The following is a 20,567-nucleotide window of genomic DNA, read 5'->3' as shown; positions in this document are numbered from 1 at the left end:
CCATTTACCCTGGACACAAAGTTAGCGCCGACTCAACGCCAAATTAAACGCGAAAAACAAAAACAATCCGCCAGTCGTGCGATTCATCCATTTAATAACGTTCCCACGGCGTAAGATGTGGGAAAGAGGCCGGGTAGCATAAATCAGGGCCAATGACCATAGCGTGCCGAGTATGATGTGAATTGCCACTAATCCAAATGTCCAGATAATTGGTGAATGTCCCTGGGGAATAAACTGTGGTAAGAAGGAGACGTAAAATACACCAACTTTTGGATTCAACACATTTCCCAACATTCCTTTGATAAACCAATTCGATGCTTTCACAGAAGAAGAGTTTTCCCCACCAAGATCTGAGTCAGGCCGCCAGATCATCTGGCTCCCCAACCAGCATAAATACAGTGCACCGCACCATTTCAGAATGTTAAATGCCAGTTCAGATACGGCAATTAGCGCCCCTAAACCTAATGCCACCATCGCTCCCCATATCAAACATCCGGTATCGATCCCAAGTGCAGCCTGAAAAGCTTTTTTCCCGCCTTCTGCCGCAGCTGTTCTTAAAATCAAAGCGGTATCCAAACCAGGGGTTAAAGTTAACAGTGTAGCCGCAACTGTAAAGGCAAGTAAGGAATCCAAAACTGTCATTTTTATCTCCGAAAATAAGAGCACGTAAGAATGCTTAATTATGATGTTATTTCATACTCATATATTCGACAGGAACAGTTTTTGTCAACTAAACTCCGTTGCGAACCACTTTTGACATCCGCTCCCCGTCCTGAAGCTGCCTCAATAACTAGGTGCCAGGGGTGAACGAACGCAGGCAACTTAAAAGACGAAGGACATATATAAATATTCTGCTTGAATATAGTAAGGGACAGAGAATATGTCAGAACATGTTTAATCTTACAGGCATATTAATTCCAAATATTACTGAAAGGCGTCTCCCTCTGCCGTTACAAGCTTTCAAACCCAACGCGGCACTCAATCAGAATTAATACCCGTGAATTAGGCAACCATAAACGCCAGCAGGGAGTCCATAATTATTATTTTTTATCCTTAAAGATAAGAGAGATAACAATGTTTACTAATGAAATTAAATCACTCTCATATATCGATTTGATCCATATTTCCCCCTCAGTAATCGGCATTCTTTTATTTATTTATTTTTTTGTTTTAGCATCATCTCATTACCCAACATTTCAAATAGTTATCAAGTAATTCCTGATTACGTTCACAGTTATCACTAAGCTCACAACGCGCCAATGTTTCATCAAGTTCAGATTCAATAAATGTGTGAATTTTCGGCTTACGCAAACCATATTTTGCCTCACTTGCAGATCGTTTAATTCGCAGCAGATCGGCAATTTCTGCTTTTAATTGAGGATCATGTACTGTTCCTTCCACCAGCGTTTCAAAATCTATCGGCGGTACACCCTTGCCCATTTCGATCCAGTGGACAGCCAATAACGGGCGCAATACATAGAAATATTTTTTTAACCGGATTTCTTCACTTTGCAGATAACCTCGGAAATTTTTCTTCGCCATTGAGAGATAGTGGTAACGCGCTTTAATGTCCGAAAAGAAATGTGGCACCAGCGTTTTCAATCCATTGGTTGCTGCCGCATTCGCCAGGTAGATGATGGGGGAATCCAACCATTCCATCAATGTTGGATTTGCCTGTTTCAGTAATTTTAAGGCCTTGCGTAACTCCCAACCACTGATATCCAACTCATCGGTAATCGACTGTTCAATAACATCCCGTCCTGCTTCCACTCTCAGATACCAATCCATAGGATGAACATAAATAAACCGCACATCGTAATCACTATCGGGTGAAGCAAAACCCCACCCACGGCTACCCGATTCACAGGCGTACAATATGTGCACGTCATATTTTTTCTCTATCTTATCCAGTTCCCTCTTGATACGCTTTCTCATCGCTAGACTGACTATTTCCCTTTCCATTTTTTCTTACCTATTTCTATTTATTATCCTTTTACACAAACGACCTGACGCAAAGTATGTATAACTTCCACCAGTGAAGACTGGGCTGCCATTACCGCATCAATATCTTTGTACGCCATCGGGATCTCATCAATCACATCGCTGTCTTTACGACACTCTACGTGGGCAGTAGCTCTTTTCTGATCGCTCACGGTAAAACGTTTTCTCATTTCCGGCGCATCATGCCATGATCCTTTATCTCGTCCTCCACGGTTTATATTACGTCCATGTGGCACAGCGGCTTCGACAGCATGACGAATATTCAACAAATTATCCGGTAAATCTGATGCCACCAGTGAAGTACGGACTGCAATCATTCCACAGCCGATATCTACCCCAACCGCCGTCGGGATCACACTACCGATGGCAGAACCTTTACCGACATGAACATCCGGCATTACTGCCAGATGCTTAAATACAAAAGGCATCTTGGCGGTATTCTGTAATTGAGTAATGGCTTTCGGATCAACAGGGACTCCATTCGTCCACATTCTTACCAGAGCACTATTCTTTTGCGTCAATAAGTTATAACCGTTGGTTTTTATTTCAGTTGTTTTCATTTTTTTCTCCTTTCATTGCTTAGAACTCCATGCGACTTCAGTGCGTTAACACTTATAGTTATTGCAATATTGAATATCGTTATTTATAAATTGAGATAATTCAATGATAGGGAAAGGGATGAAACGCAGAGTTACTATTAGAGTTTTGAGCATAATTTTGCGCACAACATTAGAAATATTAGACAGACGCAGACCAGATTGAACATGTCGCCCTGCGTTCTTCCGCACCGATTTTGTTAACAGAGCCAACGGGAACCAACTCGCAAGATAAAGCGTATAGGAGAAAATGACATGGAATTGAGATTTCTCGGTACCAGCGCAGGCATTCCCACTAAAGAGCGCAATGTCACCAGCCTTATTCTGGATTTACAGACGCTCCGCAGTGCACTGTGGATGTTTGACTGTGGAGAAGGAACACAGCATCAAGTCCTTAATTCTCCAATTAAGATCTCCAAACTGGAGAAGATTTTTATCACCCATTTACACGGCGATCATATCTTTGGTTTACCGGGCTTACTGTGCAGCCGATCCATGGGAGGCTTTACAGCTCCTTTAACACTATATGGCCCAAAAGGAATACGCCAGTTTGTAGAAACCGCATTACAGCTAAGTGGCTCCTTCCTGACCTATCCATTAGAAATTACCGAAGTGCAACCAGGATTACTGTTTGATGATGATACAATGAAAGTCACTGCTTATGCTCTGAATCATCGCGTGGAATGTTACGGCTATCGGATTGAAGAGCATGATAAACCCGGTGTACTTGATGCCCAAAAACTGGATCAGGATGGAGTTCCCCGTGGCCCGTGGATGCAAGCGTTAAAGCAAGGAAAATCGATAACATTGGAAGATGGAAGAACGATTTGTGGCAGAGACTATCTGGGAGAGCCGATACGTGGCAAATCACTGGCTATTTTCGGGGATACAGAACCCACAACGGAAGCCCTGAAACTGGCCACTAATGTTGATGTGATGGTACATGAAATCACACTGGAAGATGCCCTTGCAGAAAAAGCCAATGAACGCGGACACTCTACGACTAAGCAAGCGGCAACACTGGCACGTGATGCTAAGGTAAAACATTTTATCGCAACACATATCAGCGGACGTTATAGCAAAAAAGATTGTCCACAATTATTGGCAGAATGCCGGGAAATATTTCCCAATACTGATTTAGCTGAGGATTTTGCAGTATTTGTAGTTAAATAATCTAGAAAACTCCCCGGATAAATCGTGGTTAAGTATACTACGCCGATAATAATTCGCCCATAATGTTTCATCTGAAACCCAAGGTGGAAAAGTAGGTTCTTGATTCAACCAAAATTGTATTTTGCTAGCAACTTTTTTATTATTTCTGTGTCTGTAAATCCACCTCAATTCTTTTGCAGTTATAGAATCCCTTGTTTTATCTATCACTTCTTTTATATTTATTTCATCAAGGATGAAGTGTATATGCATATCCTCAGTAAGTTGGCAATTGCTCATAGTTACCCATGATAATCCCCCTTTACATTTCCTTCCTATAATTACATTATCCTTACTTATATTTTCATCAAGCACAGTATAATATTTATTATGTTTTCTAAGATGAGAATAGAAACTTTCTTTATATTCTCCATATTCCTCAAAAGCAACAACATTAAGATAACGTTTGTATTCATTTGCCCTATTAATAAGACATTGATTGGGAACTCTTTGCCTGTTTCCTATTGAACGCTTAAAATTATCTAAAAAAGATACCATTTCTCCCTCTTCAACCGGAATCAAATAATAATTAATCATTGCCGGTTTAGAGAATTCTTGTCCAGAAGTAGATTTAGTCAGTTTATGTTTAACAATTTTAAATTTATCAACACGACTGATATAACGTTCTCTCTCATCAGTTAAACCATATATCAGATCACCCTCAAAAAACTCATTTCTAAAAGGAGGAGAAAATGGCATATACCACCCTCTTACTTATTTGATGAAAAAATAAAAAGTAACATATTATAATCCTGATTATTAAAATAAATGTCATGTTTTATATAGTTATCAAAATCACTAAAATCGCAAATATATTTTATTCGCAGATTAAAGATGAAATTATTTTTATATAAAATATTCAATATATTTATATAATTGATAAGACTATAATACATTATCAATTATACTTATCATGATAAATCGGTGAACGTTATTTAACCAAACCAATAAACAAAATGGCAATCAGTTTGGGTGACAAAAGCGACTAATACCCTCCCTGGCTTCGTTCATGAGCCACTGATTGAAATAAAAATTCTTCCACAAACCTTGCGGTGAATACAATCGTGAGTATAATGCGCGACGATTTGCCGGGAGAAAACATGAAATACTGCATTGCATATAACATTGCAAAACACCAATCTAACGAAGCACTGCCAACTGGCAGCCTGGGTGTATTGTTTTTCCCATTGCCAAACCGATCATTTAAAAAGCCCCTCAGTTGAGGGGCTTTTTTTTGTCTGCCCAGTCAAAGGCTAAAAGTCATAAAAGAGGAATGTAAACATGGCTAACCCGTTATATCGCAAGCATATCATTTCAATTAATGATTTGAGCCGCACAGATCTTGAATTGGTATTGCAGACGGCAGCAGCACTGAAAGCCAATCCACAGACTGACTTACTGAAACATAAGGTTATCGCCAGCTGCTTTTTTGAAGCTTCTACGCGCACCCGTCTCTCTTTTGAAACAGCTATTCAGCGGCTTGGTGCGTCTGTGGTCGGCTTCGCGGACAGCAGCAATACGTCATTAGGCAAAAAAGGAGAAACACTGGCCGATACTATTTCTATTATCAGCCAGTATGTTGATGCGATTGTGATGCGTCACCCACAGGAAGGGGCCGCTCGCCTTGCTTCTGAATTTTCCGGTCATATACCGATCATTAACGCTGGCGATGGGGCGAATCAGCACCCAACCCAAACTTTGCTCGACCTGTTTACCATTCAGGAAACCCAAAACAAGCTGGATAACCTGAAAATCGCTATGGTAGGTGACCTGAAATATGGCCGTACTGTACATTCATTGACACAGGCACTGGCAAAATTTGAAGGTAACCATTTCTGCTTTATCGCACCGGATGCCCTTTCCATGCCGAATTACATCCTGCATATGCTGGATGAAAAACAGGTGAGTTACAGCATTCACAACAATTTTGAAGATGTGCTGCCTGAGCTGGATATTCTGTATATGACCCGTGTACAGAAAGAGCGTCTTGATCCTTCTGAATACGCCAATATCAAAGCCCAGTTTGTACTGCGCGCAGCGGATTTGGTCAATGTCAAAGATAACCTGAAAGTACTACATCCACTGCCACGTATCGATGAAATTACTGTTGATGTGGATAAAACACCTTATGCCTACTATTTCCAACAGGCAGGTAATGGTATTTACGCCCGTCAGGCACTGCTGTCACTGGTATTGAATGAGAATGCCGTTATCGCGTAATAATGCAATAGCTTATTAACAAAAATAAGCAGCCGTTAATATTATGACCAAGTGAGTTATATTTTGGTCATAATATTATTTTTTAAAAATTGATATAAAACCGTGCATTATTTGCAAGTTCCTCATATTCAGATTGATAGCGTATCTTACCCCTAAAATCTTCTTCTCATATTGTCAGGTAACGGTTTATTAGTTAATAGTACTTGATGAAAATGGTCATTTTTAGGTAATAAAAATTTTCCAGTTTCACAAAAGAAATCATTTAATTACTTAATGACTGGGAACGATAACGTTTTGCGATCTGTTTAGAAAAATTACTGCCTGCACTGTCAACCATTCCCGTAATCACATTAGCCGGTGATTTAATGATACCCGAACAGTTATGACATGCCGGGAAGTCTTTTCCAGCATTTGCTGTAGTTAACCGTTTGGTGAAAATTGATGATTGAAGCATTGCCTTGTCATAGCGTGCTGGGTTTAGAGGTTCATTCTGATCTGCTGTAATAAATATCTGGTTCAACGCTTGTACTTCGGCATGCAGGCCGGCAATACCTGCCATTGTTGGCAAGATATCCCCGTTATGTGCAATATGTTCTTCAACCAGACGTTGAGTCATCGGGTGCAGCGTTTGCCCATTTTTTTCATACATATCCTGTAATCCTTTAATAAAGGCAGGAGTATTTGTTACCCGATATTCATTTGCCATATTATTTCTAAATATATCTTCGATATCATAGGCAAGTTTATTTCTCCATGGCCCTATCGGTCTGTTTACCTCAATAGTTTTTTGAGGTATTAATTTCACACCGGGAAATAATTTTCCAGGGGCCAGGTTTCGATTATTATCCTTAAAGTTAACAAAACGATCTTTATACTCTTTACCGTCTTTATCACGCAAATAGCCAGCATGGGCAGCAAAGTTTTGTAATGCTTTTTTGCTCTTCTCTTTACGAAGCAAGCTCGTTGTATTCTGGAAATTATCCATGTAAGACGACAGCAAGTGCTGATAGGCAACAGAAACCCTTTCTGTATCTGGTTTATCGAGATGCAGACTTTCCAGAGCCGTACTTAATACCGGCTTTTTTTTATAAATCATTTTGTTGTCATAACTGTATGTCATTGTTGTTTCCTTTAATGCTTGATTAAGGTTTGTTGATATTTATAATTTAATCTAAAAAATAATATAATCGTTTCCAGATGTTACAGATGAATCTAATCTTTTCCGATGTAAAGCTATCCGGGCCGCCATAAATAAAATGTATTAAATATGGTTCTATAATTATTTGGAAGTATTTTTTATCTATCTTATAATTTTATTACATTAATCATCATATTGTTTTTTATAAATATCATAATAAGGGGACTTATGACTTTTGTAATCCATTTCGATATTCTTAAGTTGTTCATAAATTGATAAAACTTTATTGTATAAATGCTCTCCTTCCTCTGTTAAAGCCAGTCCCTGACCTTTTCTGACAAAGAGTTTTACACCTAATGAGAACTCCAGTTTTTTTAAACTTCGGCTAATTGGTGACTGCGTAATAAAAAGCTCCTTTGTTGCCTTATTTATTGATTTATTTTTGGCTACAACAATAAAGTTCGCTAATTCTTTTGAAAGAAACACCTTAACTCCTTTCTAAATGCAATAGGATTTATTCCTGGTGCTATAAAATTATTAATAAATTTGTTACATTTTTATTTTAACTATATGATTTGATGTAATAGCTCATCAGGCAGAAGTCATTGATTATGCAGTAATAATATATATACATTAGTATTTGTCAATAATTGGATATACAAATTATTGCATTCATGAATATGATTCCTAAATTAAAAATTCTTATTTAATAACAATAGAATGTTTAAAATATATAATAAATTTATATCGTTATTTATAAGCTTTATTTAAATATAGTTAGAATTAGGTTTGTTCGTGAGTGATCTTTTTATGCTAAAAGCAAAAAGTATTCCTGATTAACTCATTATCTTATATAGGGTTTTAAATTTTTCATCGGGATAGTTGTTAAAAATGATATTTCAGCATCATTCACTGGTCCGTGATTTAGGGCTATAATTGTTGCATCTTCCAGATTTTGCGTATCAAGAAGAATAGAAGGTTTCATATTTCCCGTTCTTCCATTCGGTAATGGAACCAATTTTCCTTTATCTACCCCGAACTCATAGAGTTCCATTGATATTTCATAAAGTGGTGCTCCTGAACTTTGTCCACCAGCCTCAGTATTGACTGCGGTAGAAACCCAAACCGTTGAGCGATCTTTGGTATATTTTATAAATGTGGAAAGATCACTCAACTTAGGTGTTCCCGCTTTCTTCCATTTATTAATTTCATCGATAATATGTTCAGGCAAACTTTCTGCATTGTCATTACCCAAGAATACGCTGGCAAATTTTCTCGCTTTTTCACTATCAAGATGTACCCAAGCCTTAAATCCCTCCGGGCTGTTTTTTTGTAACTCTTCAAAACCCCGGTTATCTGCGCGATACAATGTAAATGGTTTTTTTACACCGTTTGAGGCCATCGGGGTTGAAGTTGGTATCGCTTTTGGAGTTTGTGTATTACTGACAGATGCTTTGGTCGTCGTGCTGGCGGGGATGCTCACCTCAGAGGCGACAGGTGTTTTTGTAGTCTGTTGAAATGGGGCTGTTCTCAAAGGACGTGAGGCAATATGTGGACGCACAGTTTGCGCGTCAGTCTGCTGAAAGTTTTTCCTCAATTCCGCTATTCTTGATGTTATTACATGCTCATCATTGACAATATCTTGGGCAGGACGCGGGGATGGATTTTTCTTTTCTTCTTTCTGTTTTAAGCTATACATCATAATACTCCGATTTAAATAAACTGTTATTTAAGGATTTAGTAAAATAAAAATAAATTAAATTCCGAAATTTCATTAATCTCTGTCAGAGAGTTCTGTTGGATAATATCTGAGTTTGTGTCACTTGTTCCACTGTAGGAGAAATAGTGCTCACTGGAGTCACATTATCTTGCTCATCAGTAAGGCTAATGGGTATTGTCACTGAATAATTTAAGGAAAGCCGTGGACGATTCCCCAATGATTGCCAAAAATTGCCTAAACTATTTAAACTTTCTTTCGGTGGTACAACCTGAGTGTAAGCGCCGGGAATGCCTGCTAATTGGCGGTTATTAATTAAGGCATTCAAGACTTTTGACATGACTTGTATTGCCTGATTATCAGGTTGGCTATCCGGGCTGCCGGGATCTGTTGCGGGTTTATTCGATTCCCAATAGGTAATCAGATAATTACATTTAATATTGACCCAACCCGGCAATAACTTTCCTGAAGCGGCATTAAACACCCTGGATTCTGTTGAACGAAGCTGTAGATCTTCATAGATATCATAAAGAAAGACACTCACCATCGCATCAGATTGCACGGTATCCAGCTCAGGCAGATCAAAACGGATCGCAACTTTTTTATCCAGATATTTTTCCAGAATCGTCTTCATTGCCTTATTGACATCAATAACGGTTTGCGTTTTTGACATAAGAAAATCCTCTTAATTTATTATTGTGATAACTATTCAGTCATCAGTGTATTTAATTTTCAGATATTTTTATTTCTATGAATTTTGGAAATTCAGGCGCCCCACTTTGGCTAATTCGCGTGATAAAGCTATTTCAATATTTTTATTACTGACTTCGTTATGGTTATTATCTGCGGCAAAAAGTGAAGATAATAAAGCAATATTACGAATATTCGCACCTGTTACGCTTGTTTTTTGCGCCAATTTATCGAAATCCACATCTTGAGCGACTTTTATATTTTCAGGCCAGATTGCCTGCCACATTTTCTTACGGATGGTTTCATCCGGGTAAGTAAAGCGGGTAATAAAAGTAAAACGTCGATTAAAAGCATTATCCAAATGATTGCGATTATTCGTCGATAAAATGACTAAGCCCGGAAAATTCTCCATGCGTTGCAGTAAATAAGAAACTTCAATATTGGCATGTCGGTCTTGTGCATCTTTGGTTTCACTGCGCTTGCCAAACAGAGCATCTGCCTCATCAAAGAATAAAATACCGGCATCGTGTTCCGCCAAATCGAAAATACGTGATAAATTTTTCTCTGTTTCACCGATGTATTTATTTACGACGGTAGATAAATCCACTTTGATTAAGTCAACACCAATGTAATTGGCAATCACTTCTGCTGCCATGGTTTTTCCTGTACCGGAATCACCATAAAACAGAGCACTGATGCCGGTGCCATAACCCACTTTATCTTTAAAACCGCCTGCCAGAACTTTTTCCCGATGCTTAATTGCCGCAAGTATTTCTTGTATCTGTTGGGTAATTTCGTCAGAGACTAACAAGTCTTTTAATGAACGTTTAGGGATAATTCGCTGCGCTAATTGGCCGAAATTTTGCTGAGCGCGTAAATTGAGTGCTTTGCGAATATCGCATTGCTGCAAGATCCCTGAAGGATCTCGCTGTTGTTGGTAAAGTTGCGCCTCTTGTAAAATTAATGGCAGGGTTGCGGGATTAAATGTGTAACGTTGGCTTAAAGTTATTGCATCAATATCATTTGCACAGTGATTCGGTAAGTGAGCCGTCAATAATCTCGCTTTTTCCACCGAAGTGAAAACGGGCATTTCGATCAGTAATGTCGATATCTTTTTCAGCCATACTAACGGTGAATACGGTTCGACCAGACAGATAACCCTTAATTCAGGTTGGCTTAATAAGCCTGACAGGAAATCCAGCAGCTGTTTATTCTGTTCTGCGAATAAGCAAAAGTTTCGCAATAATAAACAGGCGCCGCGCATACGAATTTCTCGCAAAATGGCTTTTATATGGCAGGGCAAGGCGTTGTCATCGTTATCGGCCAGTCTGGCGATATCCACAAGCAGCGTTTGTCGCTGTTCCGATGCCATCATGTTGGCAACAGCATGGGATCTGGCGCTATCGGCCATGCCTCGCAATAAGATAACGGGCCGAATATCATCGTGTTCAGATAACAGGATGTTACCCAATGCTTGTTTTTAAGCCGGCGGGATAACTGCCAATTTTTGTGGGCGTTATCCACTCAACACAATGTTCCAGAGCAGGCGTAATATCGTGATGACCGAGTAAAAAATGATATACGCTGCTGTCAGTAATAAAAGGGGTCTGGAGCCAGGACAGCGTTTTTTGACGATTCTCTATCGATAATAGCTGGCAGCCAATCAGGGGAGCCTGGTGTAAAAAACTGGCCTGCTGCGCCTGTTTTTCCAGCACTGAGTGGCAAAATAGTTCCAAAGCCAACGCAAAAGAGGGCAGCCGGGATTGTTGTTCCCCCTGAACCAGCGCAAACAGGTGATAATAGCGGTTATCGAAATGGGGCAGTAAACCTAACAGCAAAACATCCCTTTCAAAATCAGTCAGTTCAAAACGTTCAACCAGATCAGTTAATCGTGAGGCTACAGGAGTGATGGTTTGTGGTATTGTCAGGCAATCATCATTAAGCCAATGGGGTTTACCCAGTGGATTATCCAGCCTGTTTATCACATCTTCTTCACTTAACAGGAACTCATCGAGGAGTTCACCTCGCTGACCTGATATGCAATGGAAATGATATTGAAGAATGAGATCGATACGTTCCAGTTGGCTATATAAAAACGCTAAATGTGGGTCATTGTTTTGCTGAAATAAATCAGGGAAAACAGGCGCTGTATTCATAAAATTTTACTCAGACTCATTGACTGTGTTTGATGGTTATAACCACGTGATGGTGATGGGTTGTTGCAGCCAGCTAAAACTCGCTATATTTATTGGCCATGGCCATTCGCTTATTAGTGCATCATAATCTTCGGGTTTAATATGGATATTTGTCATACTGTTTAATTCGCTTATTTCCCCGGAACGTTGCAGAAATAAGTGCCGTACATCGTTTATGCCCATCTTTTTCCAGGCCGGAAGTTGTTCGATGGTTTTTTCCAGCCATTGGTTAATTGCAATTTGCGTTGCTGGTGCCGGAGGATTGCATAGCGTGCTGTCATTGACAGGAAGGCCGCAAATTACTTTATTGAGTGTTAACCTCCATGCGGGTATTTCCTCTTTCGCCCAAATCAGCCAGTCAAGTAAACAGACGGCCTCTCTTTGCGCTTCAAGGCTGATAAATTGGTTCTTTTCCAGTAAATCAAAGATGCGGAAAAATGTTGGTAATAACGGCCATAAAATCATGCAGCCGGCGTTGCTGATGGGTAAAACAGATTGTGATGATGGAGATTGAATCCCATTACCCGATGGTATGGATGATATTTGCGTTGATGCTGCTAAAGCCGATTGCAATAATTCCTTGTGTTGCTTTCTGTTTTGTAAAGTTGCAGGGTTTTGTTTTATCGTCTCCTTTATCAAACCATAATGCTGATGTGTGGCCACTGATTGAGGGGGTGTTTGCTTATTTTGAGTTTGCAATCCAACTGCTTGTTGTGTGGCATGGGTATATTTGATCTGATGTTGCAGGTAATATTCAGCCGCTAAACTCAATTTTTCTGGTGTCACTTTTGTATCTGTGATTACCTTAGCTTGAAAATTAACAAATTCGGATATTGTTGTTTCAGTAAATAACTGGCAAAGCATACTAAGAACGTCTGGCTGGCAGATTTTAATTAAGCGACTTAGCCCCACAGGTTGTAAGCAGTGTTTAGCTAACATATGTAGCCATTGTTTTGGTTGAAGATTAATGTTTTCTATTATCCAATAGCTGAATTCAACATTTTTTATCTTCTGCCATAAAGTTGGTGATTTCCAGATACCATGTTTTAAATAATTATCAATATTCTTTAATGCAGATTGTTCCGAATATGGATTAGCATATGTAATGGAATTACGTTTGGATATTGATGGGAACTTACTTGTGGATTTAATTTTTCCTGAACTTGATAAGTTATTATCAATATTATTTTTTATGTTTAGAGTGAACTCATGAGTTTTGTTTTTTAACTCTTTTGTTAGTCGATAAATAAATTGTTGTTCAAAATTTTCTAGATTTATCTCTCCAAGAGCTAGAACTATTTTTTCCAATGTAGAATCATCATTCTGAATTGACCATTTTTCAACTTCCTCATTAATTAAATAGCATACTTTGGATTTAAACGTTTCAGAGCAATTTTTAATTATTTTCTTACTATAACATTTATCGACATCCAGTAAGATAAATAACCTATCAACCACTTTTTTAAAAGTCATTTCTTGATTTTTTTCACAACCATATTTATTTTATCATTTATGATTAAATTCAATGGGCGAAAATAGTAACGCCCATTGTTAAATAATTATAATTTCATAATAAAAGCAAGGGAATAATAAGGCGGTTCGAAAGTAACTTCACTAAGTTTACCAGCAAAACTTGCGTCATGATAATGCCCTTTCCCCCCTCCTGAATTGTCAATAGGAAACTCATTCCAATGATCAATAATTCCTACCCCTTGGTATTTTTCGCCATCATTGCCAGCCACACCTCCCCATATACTACTATCTATTTTGACGCTAGTTTTATGATTGTGAGCTGGAATCTGATCCAGTGTTAGTTCATGCAGTTTCACACTAACACTCCCTTGAGGGGTGAAATTTATCTTATTACTTCCTCCACTAGAGGATTTCACTCCGTCTGATGATGCCTTAATAAACCTTCCTCGCAGATCAGGTGTTCCATTTTCACCATTACACAATGCCCATCCTGTAGGAATATTACCACCAGAAAACATCATAATCATACCTCTTGGCAATACAGTCTCAGTATCGATAGCAACACTATCACCATCTATCTTAAGACCATAGCCAGGATTAATACCTATGTAATGTGACTCTTTATCCTCAGTATGATAAGTTATCAAACCAGCGTTTACACCTACAACCAATACATCCTTATGCAATTTTAAAGGGGTGTTATATCTATCGTCGTATTTCTCATTTAATTTTAACTGTACACCATCCGCATTAACTGTGATTCCGTTACCTGCTTTTACTGAAACACCATTATCATCAACAACAATACCATTGGCAGCCTTAACAGATACACCATCATCACTGACATTAAGGCCCACTTTACCCTTAATACCTATTTCGTGTGCCCTTGTATAAGTTGTCAAACCAGGGCCTACACCTACAACCAATACATCATCATGCAATTTTAAAGGGCTGTAATTTCCATTGTTATAATAATTCTCATTTAATTTTAACTGCAAAAGCCCATTTTTATCCAAATGCATTCCTTTTGCCGGGCCATTTTGATCGGGAGCTTGTCCCGTCGCTCTGCGACCAATATCGGCAATATCAATTAATTGATTGAAGTCGGTTTGCAGGGGAATGCTTCCCTCTTTAAACTTATCTTTTAATTTATCAGTCTCAGGCCCAACGCCTTTTGCGTCAGACAATGTTTGTTGTTTTTGTGTTTTTTCAGAATAACGAAGTTCTTTCATGGTTAACTCCATAAAATATTTTTAATTTAAAGTTTTTATTAGTGGATGATTGATTTTTTTATTCTTTCTCTTTCGGAACATAGAATAATTCGTTTTGTTTTATTCCATCGATATTCCATTGGTCGCCATTTTTACCGACAACTTCCTCTCTCTGATGCGATGTAGCAATGCGCATTGTTCCTATTCCTTTAAAAGCGGAAGGTAATTTACCTAGTGTCAAACTCTCCAGAATCGAATAGGCAGCATCCCCTAGTGGCGCACCATTATTTTGCCAGCGTTGATAAGTCGTACCGAAATTTGAAAATGCTTCCCGGTCCATCCAGTGAATAATCATGGAAATATGGGCCGGGAATTCGGTAAGAATCGTTTCCTTGACCCACTCTTCCAATTGATATGGATCAACTTTGTGTTCACGTGATTTAATTAAATCACTATTTACCACCACGCTAATCACAAATGAGAAACGATCTGTCTTTTCATATTCCTCACCGGAAAAATGCCAACTGTACCGCCAGGCTTCTTCCGGGGCAGGAAATGCCAACGTAGAATGTTGCTGACGCTCAATAATCAAGGTGCCCTTAATACGATCAAAGCTGACAACGTTGGCATACAGTTTTTCTGATTCATCAGAAGATCCTTGTGCCAAACCGATTTGTACCAAATCGACTCCCGACTGTTTAGTCAGGGTAATTTCATTACCTGCCGCAATCATGGCCGGGAAGGGAGTTTGTGCTGTGCGGGTCAGACGTCGTTGATTATCAGGCAATGGCTTGCCATTCAGGGATTGATCGCTATCGTAGGCCAGACGGTAGTTCATGTCTTCCATCCAGACCACGCTGTTTTGCCAAAACAGTTTTTTTGCTTTGGCGGCTGTCAGCACCCGTTCCAGGTTATATTCCAGTTGCGTACTGTTATCCACATCCAGCCAGAACTGATCCCCCTCGGCTTTGACTATCATTTGACCACGTACCGTAAATCGGTTTTCGTTATGTTCGCCCTCATAGACGATTAAATTGATCACTTGCCCTTGTGTCAGCTTGCCCTTAATGCCGGCTTGCTTAATCACCACATAATGTTGATCAGTCTGGCTGTCTTTTTCTTCTGTTACAGAGTCTGGCTTCTGCTCTTCATCAAACTGGCTGTTGGGTTTGATTGGCAGCAATGCCCGATGTTCCACCAGATAAAAAGGCAGTCTGCTCAGGTCAGGTTTCTGTTTAAACAGCTCACCACCTAACCCCATACGGGCAGCAATACGCTTTTGTAGTGACGAGACTTGGTCAATCCGAATATTGGCGCGATGATAAGTTAATGTCGGCTGTTGCTTCAGATAGCCCTGTTGCACGGAGCGAAAATCTTCGATAGGGGTGGTAAAGGTACGCGGTGCACGTTGGGTGCCAAAATAGCCGAGCAGATAATTGACGATATCCAATTCATGATCGCTATTGTGCGCAAACTGTTTTAGCAGTTCCTTTAATTCAGGCGAGTAACGCTGGTGGACGTCATCATTGACAGAACCCGGTTTAAACGGCCATTGATCGCCCCAGACTTCATATCCCTCACGCTTAAAAGCCAGTAATTTCGGTAGCATGGCAATTTGCTGACAGCCGCAAGCCAACAACTGTTCAAATGGCAGCATAAATTGATGAAGTGACAACAAACGTTGGGCATGTTCATTTTCAATTTCAGATAAGGGCTGCTGTAATTCGTAGCAAGCGGGCAATGTATCGCTGACGGGATAATAACGGCCCACATCGCGATGCCGTCCATAAGCCAATACCACAGGTGTATTCTGGATCAGGGAAGGATTAGGTAAGCTGCCCCGAATCTGTTGTTCACTCACCGTAACGCTGATCCCGCCTTTGGCGATCACTCTTAGTGGGCCATCATGTTGTGCCAATTGATGGATGGGATCTTTACCCCACAAGCGAGGGTAGTAGCCTTCTTTAATTGACCATGACCAGCTATCTCCGTTAATCGGCTCAATCAAGGTCTTGTCAAAATGATCATCCAGACGAAGACGATTAACATTCTGAATGCCCTCAATTTCAAGCAGCTTATTAACCAGCCGGCTAAGATTGAGCGTAAGCCGCCTGGTATAATCACGGGTTGCCGGCAATTCAGGGATCCAGCCATGTTCCAATTGTGGCCCTTCAAAGATTTCATCATTGCGCATTCCGGCATGTTGCAGCGTTTCCGTGTGGTAACGCTGTGCTTCAGGCATCAGATACTGTTCTGTTGTGCTATAGACGGCAGCAAAAATACCAGCAATATCTTGTACATCGGCACTCAGTTCAATATCCAGTAACAACGGAAAATCAACCGGTTCTGACCAAATAATCTGACTGACCGACTCACCAATATTGCGGTTCTTGGTCAAAAAGTCGGTTAATTGCTGTTTGGCGGCAGCTAAGTTTTCCTGAGTACGACGGGTCGGTTCCAGATAAAGCCAGTAATTTCCCCGCAGCGTAAACTCTTTTGCTCCTTTACGACTGACAAAACTATATTCTCTTTTGGTAGCATCATACCAATAGGTATAGCGTTGCGTTTCTGGTTCACGAACCAATTGCACGTTACGAAACAGAAAATCCCCTTTATCCTGTTCTGCTCTTGTCCTGCCACTGCTATGCAAATCCAGCAATGCTTTGCGATAATCATCAGTGGTGATTGGTCCACAAGTCAGCATATTATGGGGGCCAAATTCAGCGGGGAAAATACCATCCGGCTGTTTCTGCTCATTGGGGGCAGGGGTCAATAAGTCTGTTAAGGGAAGAGTATGACGGTAAGCCAAATCTGACACACCGTAGCTGAGTCCTTCCAAAAAAGTCATTCCGGGATCGTGTTCTGCCGTATCGCTCCACCGTTTTCCGGCCTGTTGCTCAACGACCTGATGAGCCTGTTCCAGCAAGGTATCAAAGTGAATATCGTCTTTCACGCTGTGAAACAGCGCATCTTGATTATTCATAGTTATTTCCTCAGCATTGCAGCTTATTGTCTGCTTCCCAGACTAAAATCAGCACTTCATTATCTTTGGCTTCCACTGATGCGGTGATATCACTGTCTTTAGCCGCCTCTGATCGACACAGCGTCAGACAAGTGACCCGCTCAACCAGCGGTTGTTGCTGGATGGTCGCCAGCAACTGGTAATAATTAATGCTGTTATTCAACATAACGGGACGTTGCTCATTAACGCTCCAGGGCATATATGTCTCACTGAGTTGCTGTCGTAGCTGGCGATAACCAAAATCTTCGTTGACATCCGGCTTAAAAATCACCGTGTAATTGATGTTCACATCGACGTATTGAGGATTGCTGATCTCAATTTCAGCCCAGGGAGAGCCTTTTTGTTGTAACCACTCTGCCATTCCTTGCAGACGCGCTGGATTTAGTACCGGACGCAAAGGATCATCGCTGTCGTTGTATCGATTGGCCGGAATGATGGTCAGTTGCTGTTTCTCCAGTGCGGGTACACGGGTGAGGTCATCATTACTGGGATACTTAACATCAAAAATACTGACATAACGCTCTTTCAGCAGTGTCGCCATATTGCCCCAGGTTAAGGCCCGGTTACGATGGGACAGATGTTGGGCTCCCCGTTCAAAAAAAGCGCTGTCGGTTTCCGGTACACGTCCATTCCATGATGCCCAAGGCTGGCTGATCGATGCCACTACCATGATGGGTTCAACCGGACGCTGAATTGTGCCTGCCGGTAATGGCGTTGAGAAATGGCTGTTGCTGATGTTATCGGCATTCACCAATGTTGCGGTGATGGCGTTATAGATCAGGCCGTACAACCAAGGGGTTTTCCCCCATGAGCCTTCATGTGCGGGAATGACCACGACTGCCTTTAACCAATAACGCCCCGTCGGCATTAGCGTGGCTTGAGCAGAAGCATCCGCAGGCAGTACAACCTGCCAGGTGCCATCCTGATACAGATGTTCGGTTGCATCATTGACCCACGCATCCAATGCAGCCCATTGATTCTTTTGGTTCAGGTAATACCAGGAAACGTTTTTCGGTTGCTGCGGCGATTTTAATTTCCAATAGAGCGATAGGGTTTGCCCCGGCTCAACGTCAGTGATACCAAGATATAAAGCAGGATTTTCTTCCAATGGCTCAATTTCAGGGCAATAACCAAAGGGGCTTAGATGATATGTCTCAAACGAGGTTTTAGTTACGACCTTTTCTTGCACTCTGAGCTCTGTCACCGCAGGCAAGGTTTGACTGTCTTTTCCCTGTAGCCTGAGTACTGGCTCACTGAAAACCAGATTATCCAGATCTTCTGGCGCACTGGTTGCCGGTTCTGTATCTGCCAGCGTCAGAATGACTTCTTTTTTATCTCCCTCAGCTTTATTTTTCTCAACCTGTAAAGTTAGCCATTGGTTTCCACTGCTGATTTGAGCCACCAGATTTTGGCTATCAATATTTTTCTCAAAGGTAACCGTTATCTTTCTTGTTCCTTCTTCCATCGCCAGTTGTGCAGAAGTCATTAATACGCCACCCAATACAGGCTTATCCTGATCAGTTTCACTGAATAACCGTATCCCACCAGATGGCAATGATAACTGTGCCTTTGAATCCCATGGTGTCGCGGTCATCCATTGCTGCTGTCCTTTGTTTCGGAGCCAACGCAAATCACTGATATAACCACGGTTCACCAGCAAACTGGCATCCAGCGCATATTGCAAGGCATTGCCTTGTTCATCTTGCCCTGCTTCAAATAAAGTGCCTTTAGTGAGTAGTTGTTCCGTTACTGTGGTATTCAGCTCCACCGATAAGGCGACCTGATCCGGTTGTGCCGGGCAGGGAGATAACCCCAGAAGTGCCCGGTAATAGAGGTTACGATGAGCCGCAGGTAAAGTATTAAATAAAGATATTGGTGTTTCCAATAATCGTAATACGGCTAACAGAAAAGCCTGATGAGGCAATAATTCTCCATTGGCTTCGATTTTCCCTTGATATAATTCGGCAAGTTTCTTCGGCGTATTATCCGCCATAAAGAAAAAATCATTCCAATGGTTATCACCATGATCGAATGGGATTATTTTTGTGTACTTCTCAATATATTGGAGTAATTGCAAACTGGTTCGATTATCTAATTTAAAATCGCTCATCGGCACCAGATTTGACAATTTTTTATTTAACTCGGTTAATTCCATAATATCACCTGTGTGACACAGAAATTCCTCTGTGAATAAATGGATTATTCACACCATTTAATTTCTATTTAATTCAACCAATGCTTTAATTCACGGTGGCAAAGTTTTGTTGCGTGATAAAACTGCCTTTACCCGATGAAGGAGCTGGAACATCCGGTTGCGGCGGGTTCACGTTATTATTTATGGCTGGTGATTGAGGCGTAAACATGGCGGTAAACTTTTGCCCTTTGATAATTAAGGCGGCACCACTGGTACAGTGCAGGGCTTGCTGGCTGGTATCTAACGCGGTGATAGTAATGGTGCCTGTTCCCGGTGTCATATGGGTTGTTGTGGTATAAGTTGCAGAAACACTAACCCGCTTCTCATCTCCCAAAATGCAAACTTTTTTACCGTTTACCTGTGCATGTCCTGTACCACTGATTCTGCCTGGGTTGGGAATTTTTACCTGTCGATTCCCAAAGTTGGGTTCAAACTGTAGTATGTCACCATCTGTCGCAATAGCGTCACTCATACCACCTCCATTCCCCGGCCTTCACTCAGTGCCAGTACCCCTTGAATTTGTTGGTTAATATCGCTTCCCCGCAGGTGATACATAACCTGCACTTGCAAGGTACTCTTACTATTTGGCGACTGTCGAACCTGGATATCTGTAATATCTGCCCGTGATTCATAACGTAATACGCTGTCATGGATATGGGATTCGATTTCAGCAAACAGTTCGTTACGGATATTTTCAAACATAAAATCATTTAATCCGCAGCCATAATTTTCACGCATCAAACGTTCTCCCGGCTCGGTGCTGAACAGAATGTGCAAACTTTGGCGCACATCTTCTGCTCCCTCCACCATTTCCACTCCCTTTTCAAGAGAAAAGGCGGGAGGAAAAGCCCAGCCACGACCGTAGAGTTGTGTCAGTATTTGGTTTTCCATTGTTCACCTT

Annotated in this window: 18 protein-coding genes; 2 read left to right on the top strand and 16 right to left on the bottom strand. The window is 40.7% G+C overall.

From position 1 onward, the window contains the following. Positions 1-21 precede the first annotated feature (21 nt). The 3 genes from BDD26_RS02195 to BDD26_RS02185 all read right to left on the bottom strand — a co-directional run bounded on the left by BDD26_RS02195 (position 22) and on the right by BDD26_RS02185 (position 2,546). A complete protein-coding gene (locus BDD26_RS02195) occupies positions 22-642 on the bottom strand; it encodes a LysE family translocator (protein ID WP_115825428.1) in 621 nt (206 codons plus the stop codon). Between the two features lie 534 nt (positions 643-1,176). After that, positions 1,177-1,962 (bottom strand): nucleotidyltransferase domain-containing protein, encoded by a 786-nt coding sequence (locus BDD26_RS02190; RefSeq protein WP_038265266.1) that lies wholly within the window; start codon positions 1,960-1,962, stop codon positions 1,177-1,179. Positions 1,963-1,985: 23 nt separating this feature from the next. Beyond that, complete coding sequence (locus tag BDD26_RS02185) at positions 1,986-2,546, bottom strand: RtcB family protein (protein ID WP_425330434.1); 561 nt, start codon at positions 2,544-2,546, stop codon at positions 1,986-1,988. A 306-nt stretch (positions 2,547-2,852) separates the two neighbouring features. On the opposite strand from BDD26_RS02185, the gene rnz reads away from it, so the two are divergent. Then, positions 2,853-3,770 carry a ribonuclease Z gene (gene rnz, locus BDD26_RS02180; RefSeq protein WP_115825426.1) on the top strand — a complete coding sequence of 306 codons (918 nt, stop codon included), beginning with the start codon at positions 2,853-2,855 and terminating at the stop codon, positions 3,768-3,770. On the opposite strand, the gene BDD26_RS02175 is transcribed toward rnz, so the two are convergent. Next, positions 3,735-4,505 (bottom strand): hypothetical protein, encoded by a 771-nt coding sequence (locus BDD26_RS02175; RefSeq protein WP_115825425.1) that lies wholly within the window; start codon positions 4,503-4,505, stop codon positions 3,735-3,737. The genes rnz and BDD26_RS02175 overlap by 36 nt on opposite strands. 582 nt (positions 4,506-5,087) lie before the next feature. Here BDD26_RS02175 and pyrB point away from each other — a divergent pair. Next, a complete protein-coding gene (gene pyrB / locus BDD26_RS02170) occupies positions 5,088-6,026 on the top strand; it encodes an aspartate carbamoyltransferase (RefSeq protein ID WP_038265258.1) in 939 nt (312 codons plus the stop codon). Positions 6,027-6,288: 262 nt separating this feature from the next. Here the strand turns inward: pyrB and BDD26_RS02165 are convergent, their stop codons facing one another. The 12 genes from BDD26_RS02165 to BDD26_RS02115 form a co-directional block, all read right to left on the bottom strand. Further along, positions 6,289-7,146, bottom strand: a complete 858-nt coding sequence (locus tag BDD26_RS02165) for a YwqJ-related putative deaminase (protein WP_115825424.1) — start codon at positions 7,144-7,146, stop codon at positions 6,289-6,291. Between the two features lie 201 nt (positions 7,147-7,347). After that, positions 7,348-7,650 (bottom strand): LysR family transcriptional regulator, encoded by a 303-nt coding sequence (locus BDD26_RS02160; RefSeq protein WP_115825423.1) that lies wholly within the window; start codon positions 7,648-7,650, stop codon positions 7,348-7,350. A 358-nt stretch (positions 7,651-8,008) separates the two neighbouring features. After that, positions 8,009-8,866, bottom strand: coding sequence for a hypothetical protein (locus tag BDD26_RS02155; protein ID WP_147298994.1), 858 nt, complete (start codon positions 8,864-8,866; stop codon positions 8,009-8,011). An 82-nt stretch (positions 8,867-8,948) separates the two neighbouring features. Continuing rightward, positions 8,949-9,554 (bottom strand): Pvc16 family protein, encoded by a 606-nt coding sequence (locus tag BDD26_RS02150; RefSeq protein WP_342353456.1) that lies wholly within the window; start codon positions 9,552-9,554, stop codon positions 8,949-8,951. A 75-nt stretch (positions 9,555-9,629) separates the two neighbouring features. Beyond that, on the bottom strand, positions 9,630-11,042 hold the full coding sequence (locus BDD26_RS02145) for an ATP-binding protein (protein ID WP_342353455.1): 1,413 nt from the start codon (positions 11,040-11,042) through the stop codon (positions 9,630-9,632). After that, a complete protein-coding gene (locus BDD26_RS20610) occupies positions 11,035-11,727 on the bottom strand; it encodes a hypothetical protein (RefSeq protein ID WP_342353454.1) in 693 nt (230 codons plus the stop codon). Before BDD26_RS20610 ends, BDD26_RS02145 begins: the two co-directional genes overlap by 8 nt. A gap of 36 nt (positions 11,728-11,763) precedes the next feature. Beyond that, the gene (locus BDD26_RS02140; RefSeq protein WP_115825421.1) at positions 11,764-13,239 is read right to left on the bottom strand and encodes a contractile injection system tape measure protein; all 1,476 of its coding nucleotides are present in this window, start codon (positions 13,237-13,239) and stop codon (positions 11,764-11,766) included. Between the two features lie 86 nt (positions 13,240-13,325). Then, positions 13,326-14,471 carry a tail fiber protein gene (locus BDD26_RS02135; protein WP_211305440.1) on the bottom strand — a complete coding sequence of 382 codons (1,146 nt, stop codon included), beginning with the start codon at positions 14,469-14,471 and terminating at the stop codon, positions 13,326-13,328. Between the two features lie 58 nt (positions 14,472-14,529). After that, a complete protein-coding gene (locus BDD26_RS02130; protein WP_115825420.1) occupies positions 14,530-17,433 on the bottom strand; it encodes a hypothetical protein in 2,904 nt (967 codons plus the stop codon). Positions 17,434-17,443: 10 nt separating this feature from the next. After that, positions 17,444-19,627 carry a baseplate J/gp47 family protein gene (locus BDD26_RS02125; RefSeq protein ID WP_115825419.1) on the bottom strand — a complete coding sequence of 728 codons (2,184 nt, stop codon included), beginning with the start codon at positions 19,625-19,627 and terminating at the stop codon, positions 17,444-17,446. 85 nt (positions 19,628-19,712) lie between these two features. Further along, complete coding sequence (locus BDD26_RS02120) at positions 19,713-20,138, bottom strand: hypothetical protein (protein WP_115825418.1); 426 nt, start codon at positions 20,136-20,138, stop codon at positions 19,713-19,715. Further along, positions 20,135-20,557: a GPW/gp25 family protein gene (locus tag BDD26_RS02115; RefSeq protein ID WP_038265230.1), complete on the bottom strand. Its 423-nt coding sequence runs from the start codon at positions 20,555-20,557 to the stop codon at positions 20,135-20,137. Before BDD26_RS02115 ends, BDD26_RS02120 begins: the two co-directional genes overlap by 4 nt. Positions 20,558-20,567 lie beyond the last annotated feature (10 nt).

The organism is Xenorhabdus cabanillasii, assembly GCF_003386665.1.
GTDB lineage: Bacteria > Pseudomonadota > Gammaproteobacteria > Enterobacterales > Enterobacteriaceae > Xenorhabdus > Xenorhabdus cabanillasii.
The sequence above is the reverse complement of the archived record's forward strand: the minus strand, read 5'-3'. Positions and strand labels throughout refer to the sequence as shown.

Coding starts and splice junctions, on each gene's coding strand:
- BDD26_RS02130 (WP_115825420.1), bottom strand. CDS start 17,433: ATGAATAATCAAGATGCGCTGTTTCACAGCGTGAAAGACGATATTCAC.
- rnz (WP_115825426.1), top strand. CDS start 2,853: ATGGAATTGAGATTTCTCGGTACCAGCGCAGGCATTCCCACTAAAGAG.
- BDD26_RS02175 (WP_115825425.1), bottom strand. CDS start 4,505: ATGCCATTTTCTCCTCCTTTTAGAAATGAGTTTTTTGAGGGTGATCTG.
- BDD26_RS02120 (WP_115825418.1), bottom strand. CDS start 20,138: ATGAGTGACGCTATTGCGACAGATGGTGACATACTACAGTTTGAACCC.
- pyrB (WP_038265258.1), top strand. CDS start 5,088: ATGGCTAACCCGTTATATCGCAAGCATATCATTTCAATTAATGATTTG.
- BDD26_RS02195 (WP_115825428.1), bottom strand. CDS start 642: ATGACAGTTTTGGATTCCTTACTTGCCTTTACAGTTGCGGCTACACTG.
- BDD26_RS02150 (WP_342353456.1), bottom strand. CDS start 9,554: ATGTCAAAAACGCAAACCGTTATTGATGTCAATAAGGCAATGAAGACG.
- BDD26_RS02190 (WP_038265266.1), bottom strand. CDS start 1,962: ATGGAAAGGGAAATAGTCAGTCTAGCGATGAGAAAGCGTATCAAGAGG.
- BDD26_RS02135 (WP_211305440.1), bottom strand. CDS start 14,471: ATGAAAGAACTTCGTTATTCTGAAAAAACACAAAAACAACAAACATTG.
- BDD26_RS02165 (WP_115825424.1), bottom strand. CDS start 7,146: ATGACATACAGTTATGACAACAAAATGATTTATAAAAAAAAGCCGGTA.
- BDD26_RS02115 (WP_038265230.1), bottom strand. CDS start 20,557: ATGGAAAACCAAATACTGACACAACTCTACGGTCGTGGCTGGGCTTTT.
- BDD26_RS02155 (WP_147298994.1), bottom strand. CDS start 8,866: ATGATGTATAGCTTAAAACAGAAAGAAGAAAAGAAAAATCCATCCCCG.
- BDD26_RS02125 (WP_115825419.1), bottom strand. CDS start 19,627: ATGGAATTAACCGAGTTAAATAAAAAATTGTCAAATCTGGTGCCGATG.
- BDD26_RS02140 (WP_115825421.1), bottom strand. CDS start 13,239: ATGACTTTTAAAAAAGTGGTTGATAGGTTATTTATCTTACTGGATGTC.
- BDD26_RS20610 (WP_342353454.1), bottom strand. CDS start 11,727: ATGAATACAGCGCCTGTTTTCCCTGATTTATTTCAGCAAAACAATGAC.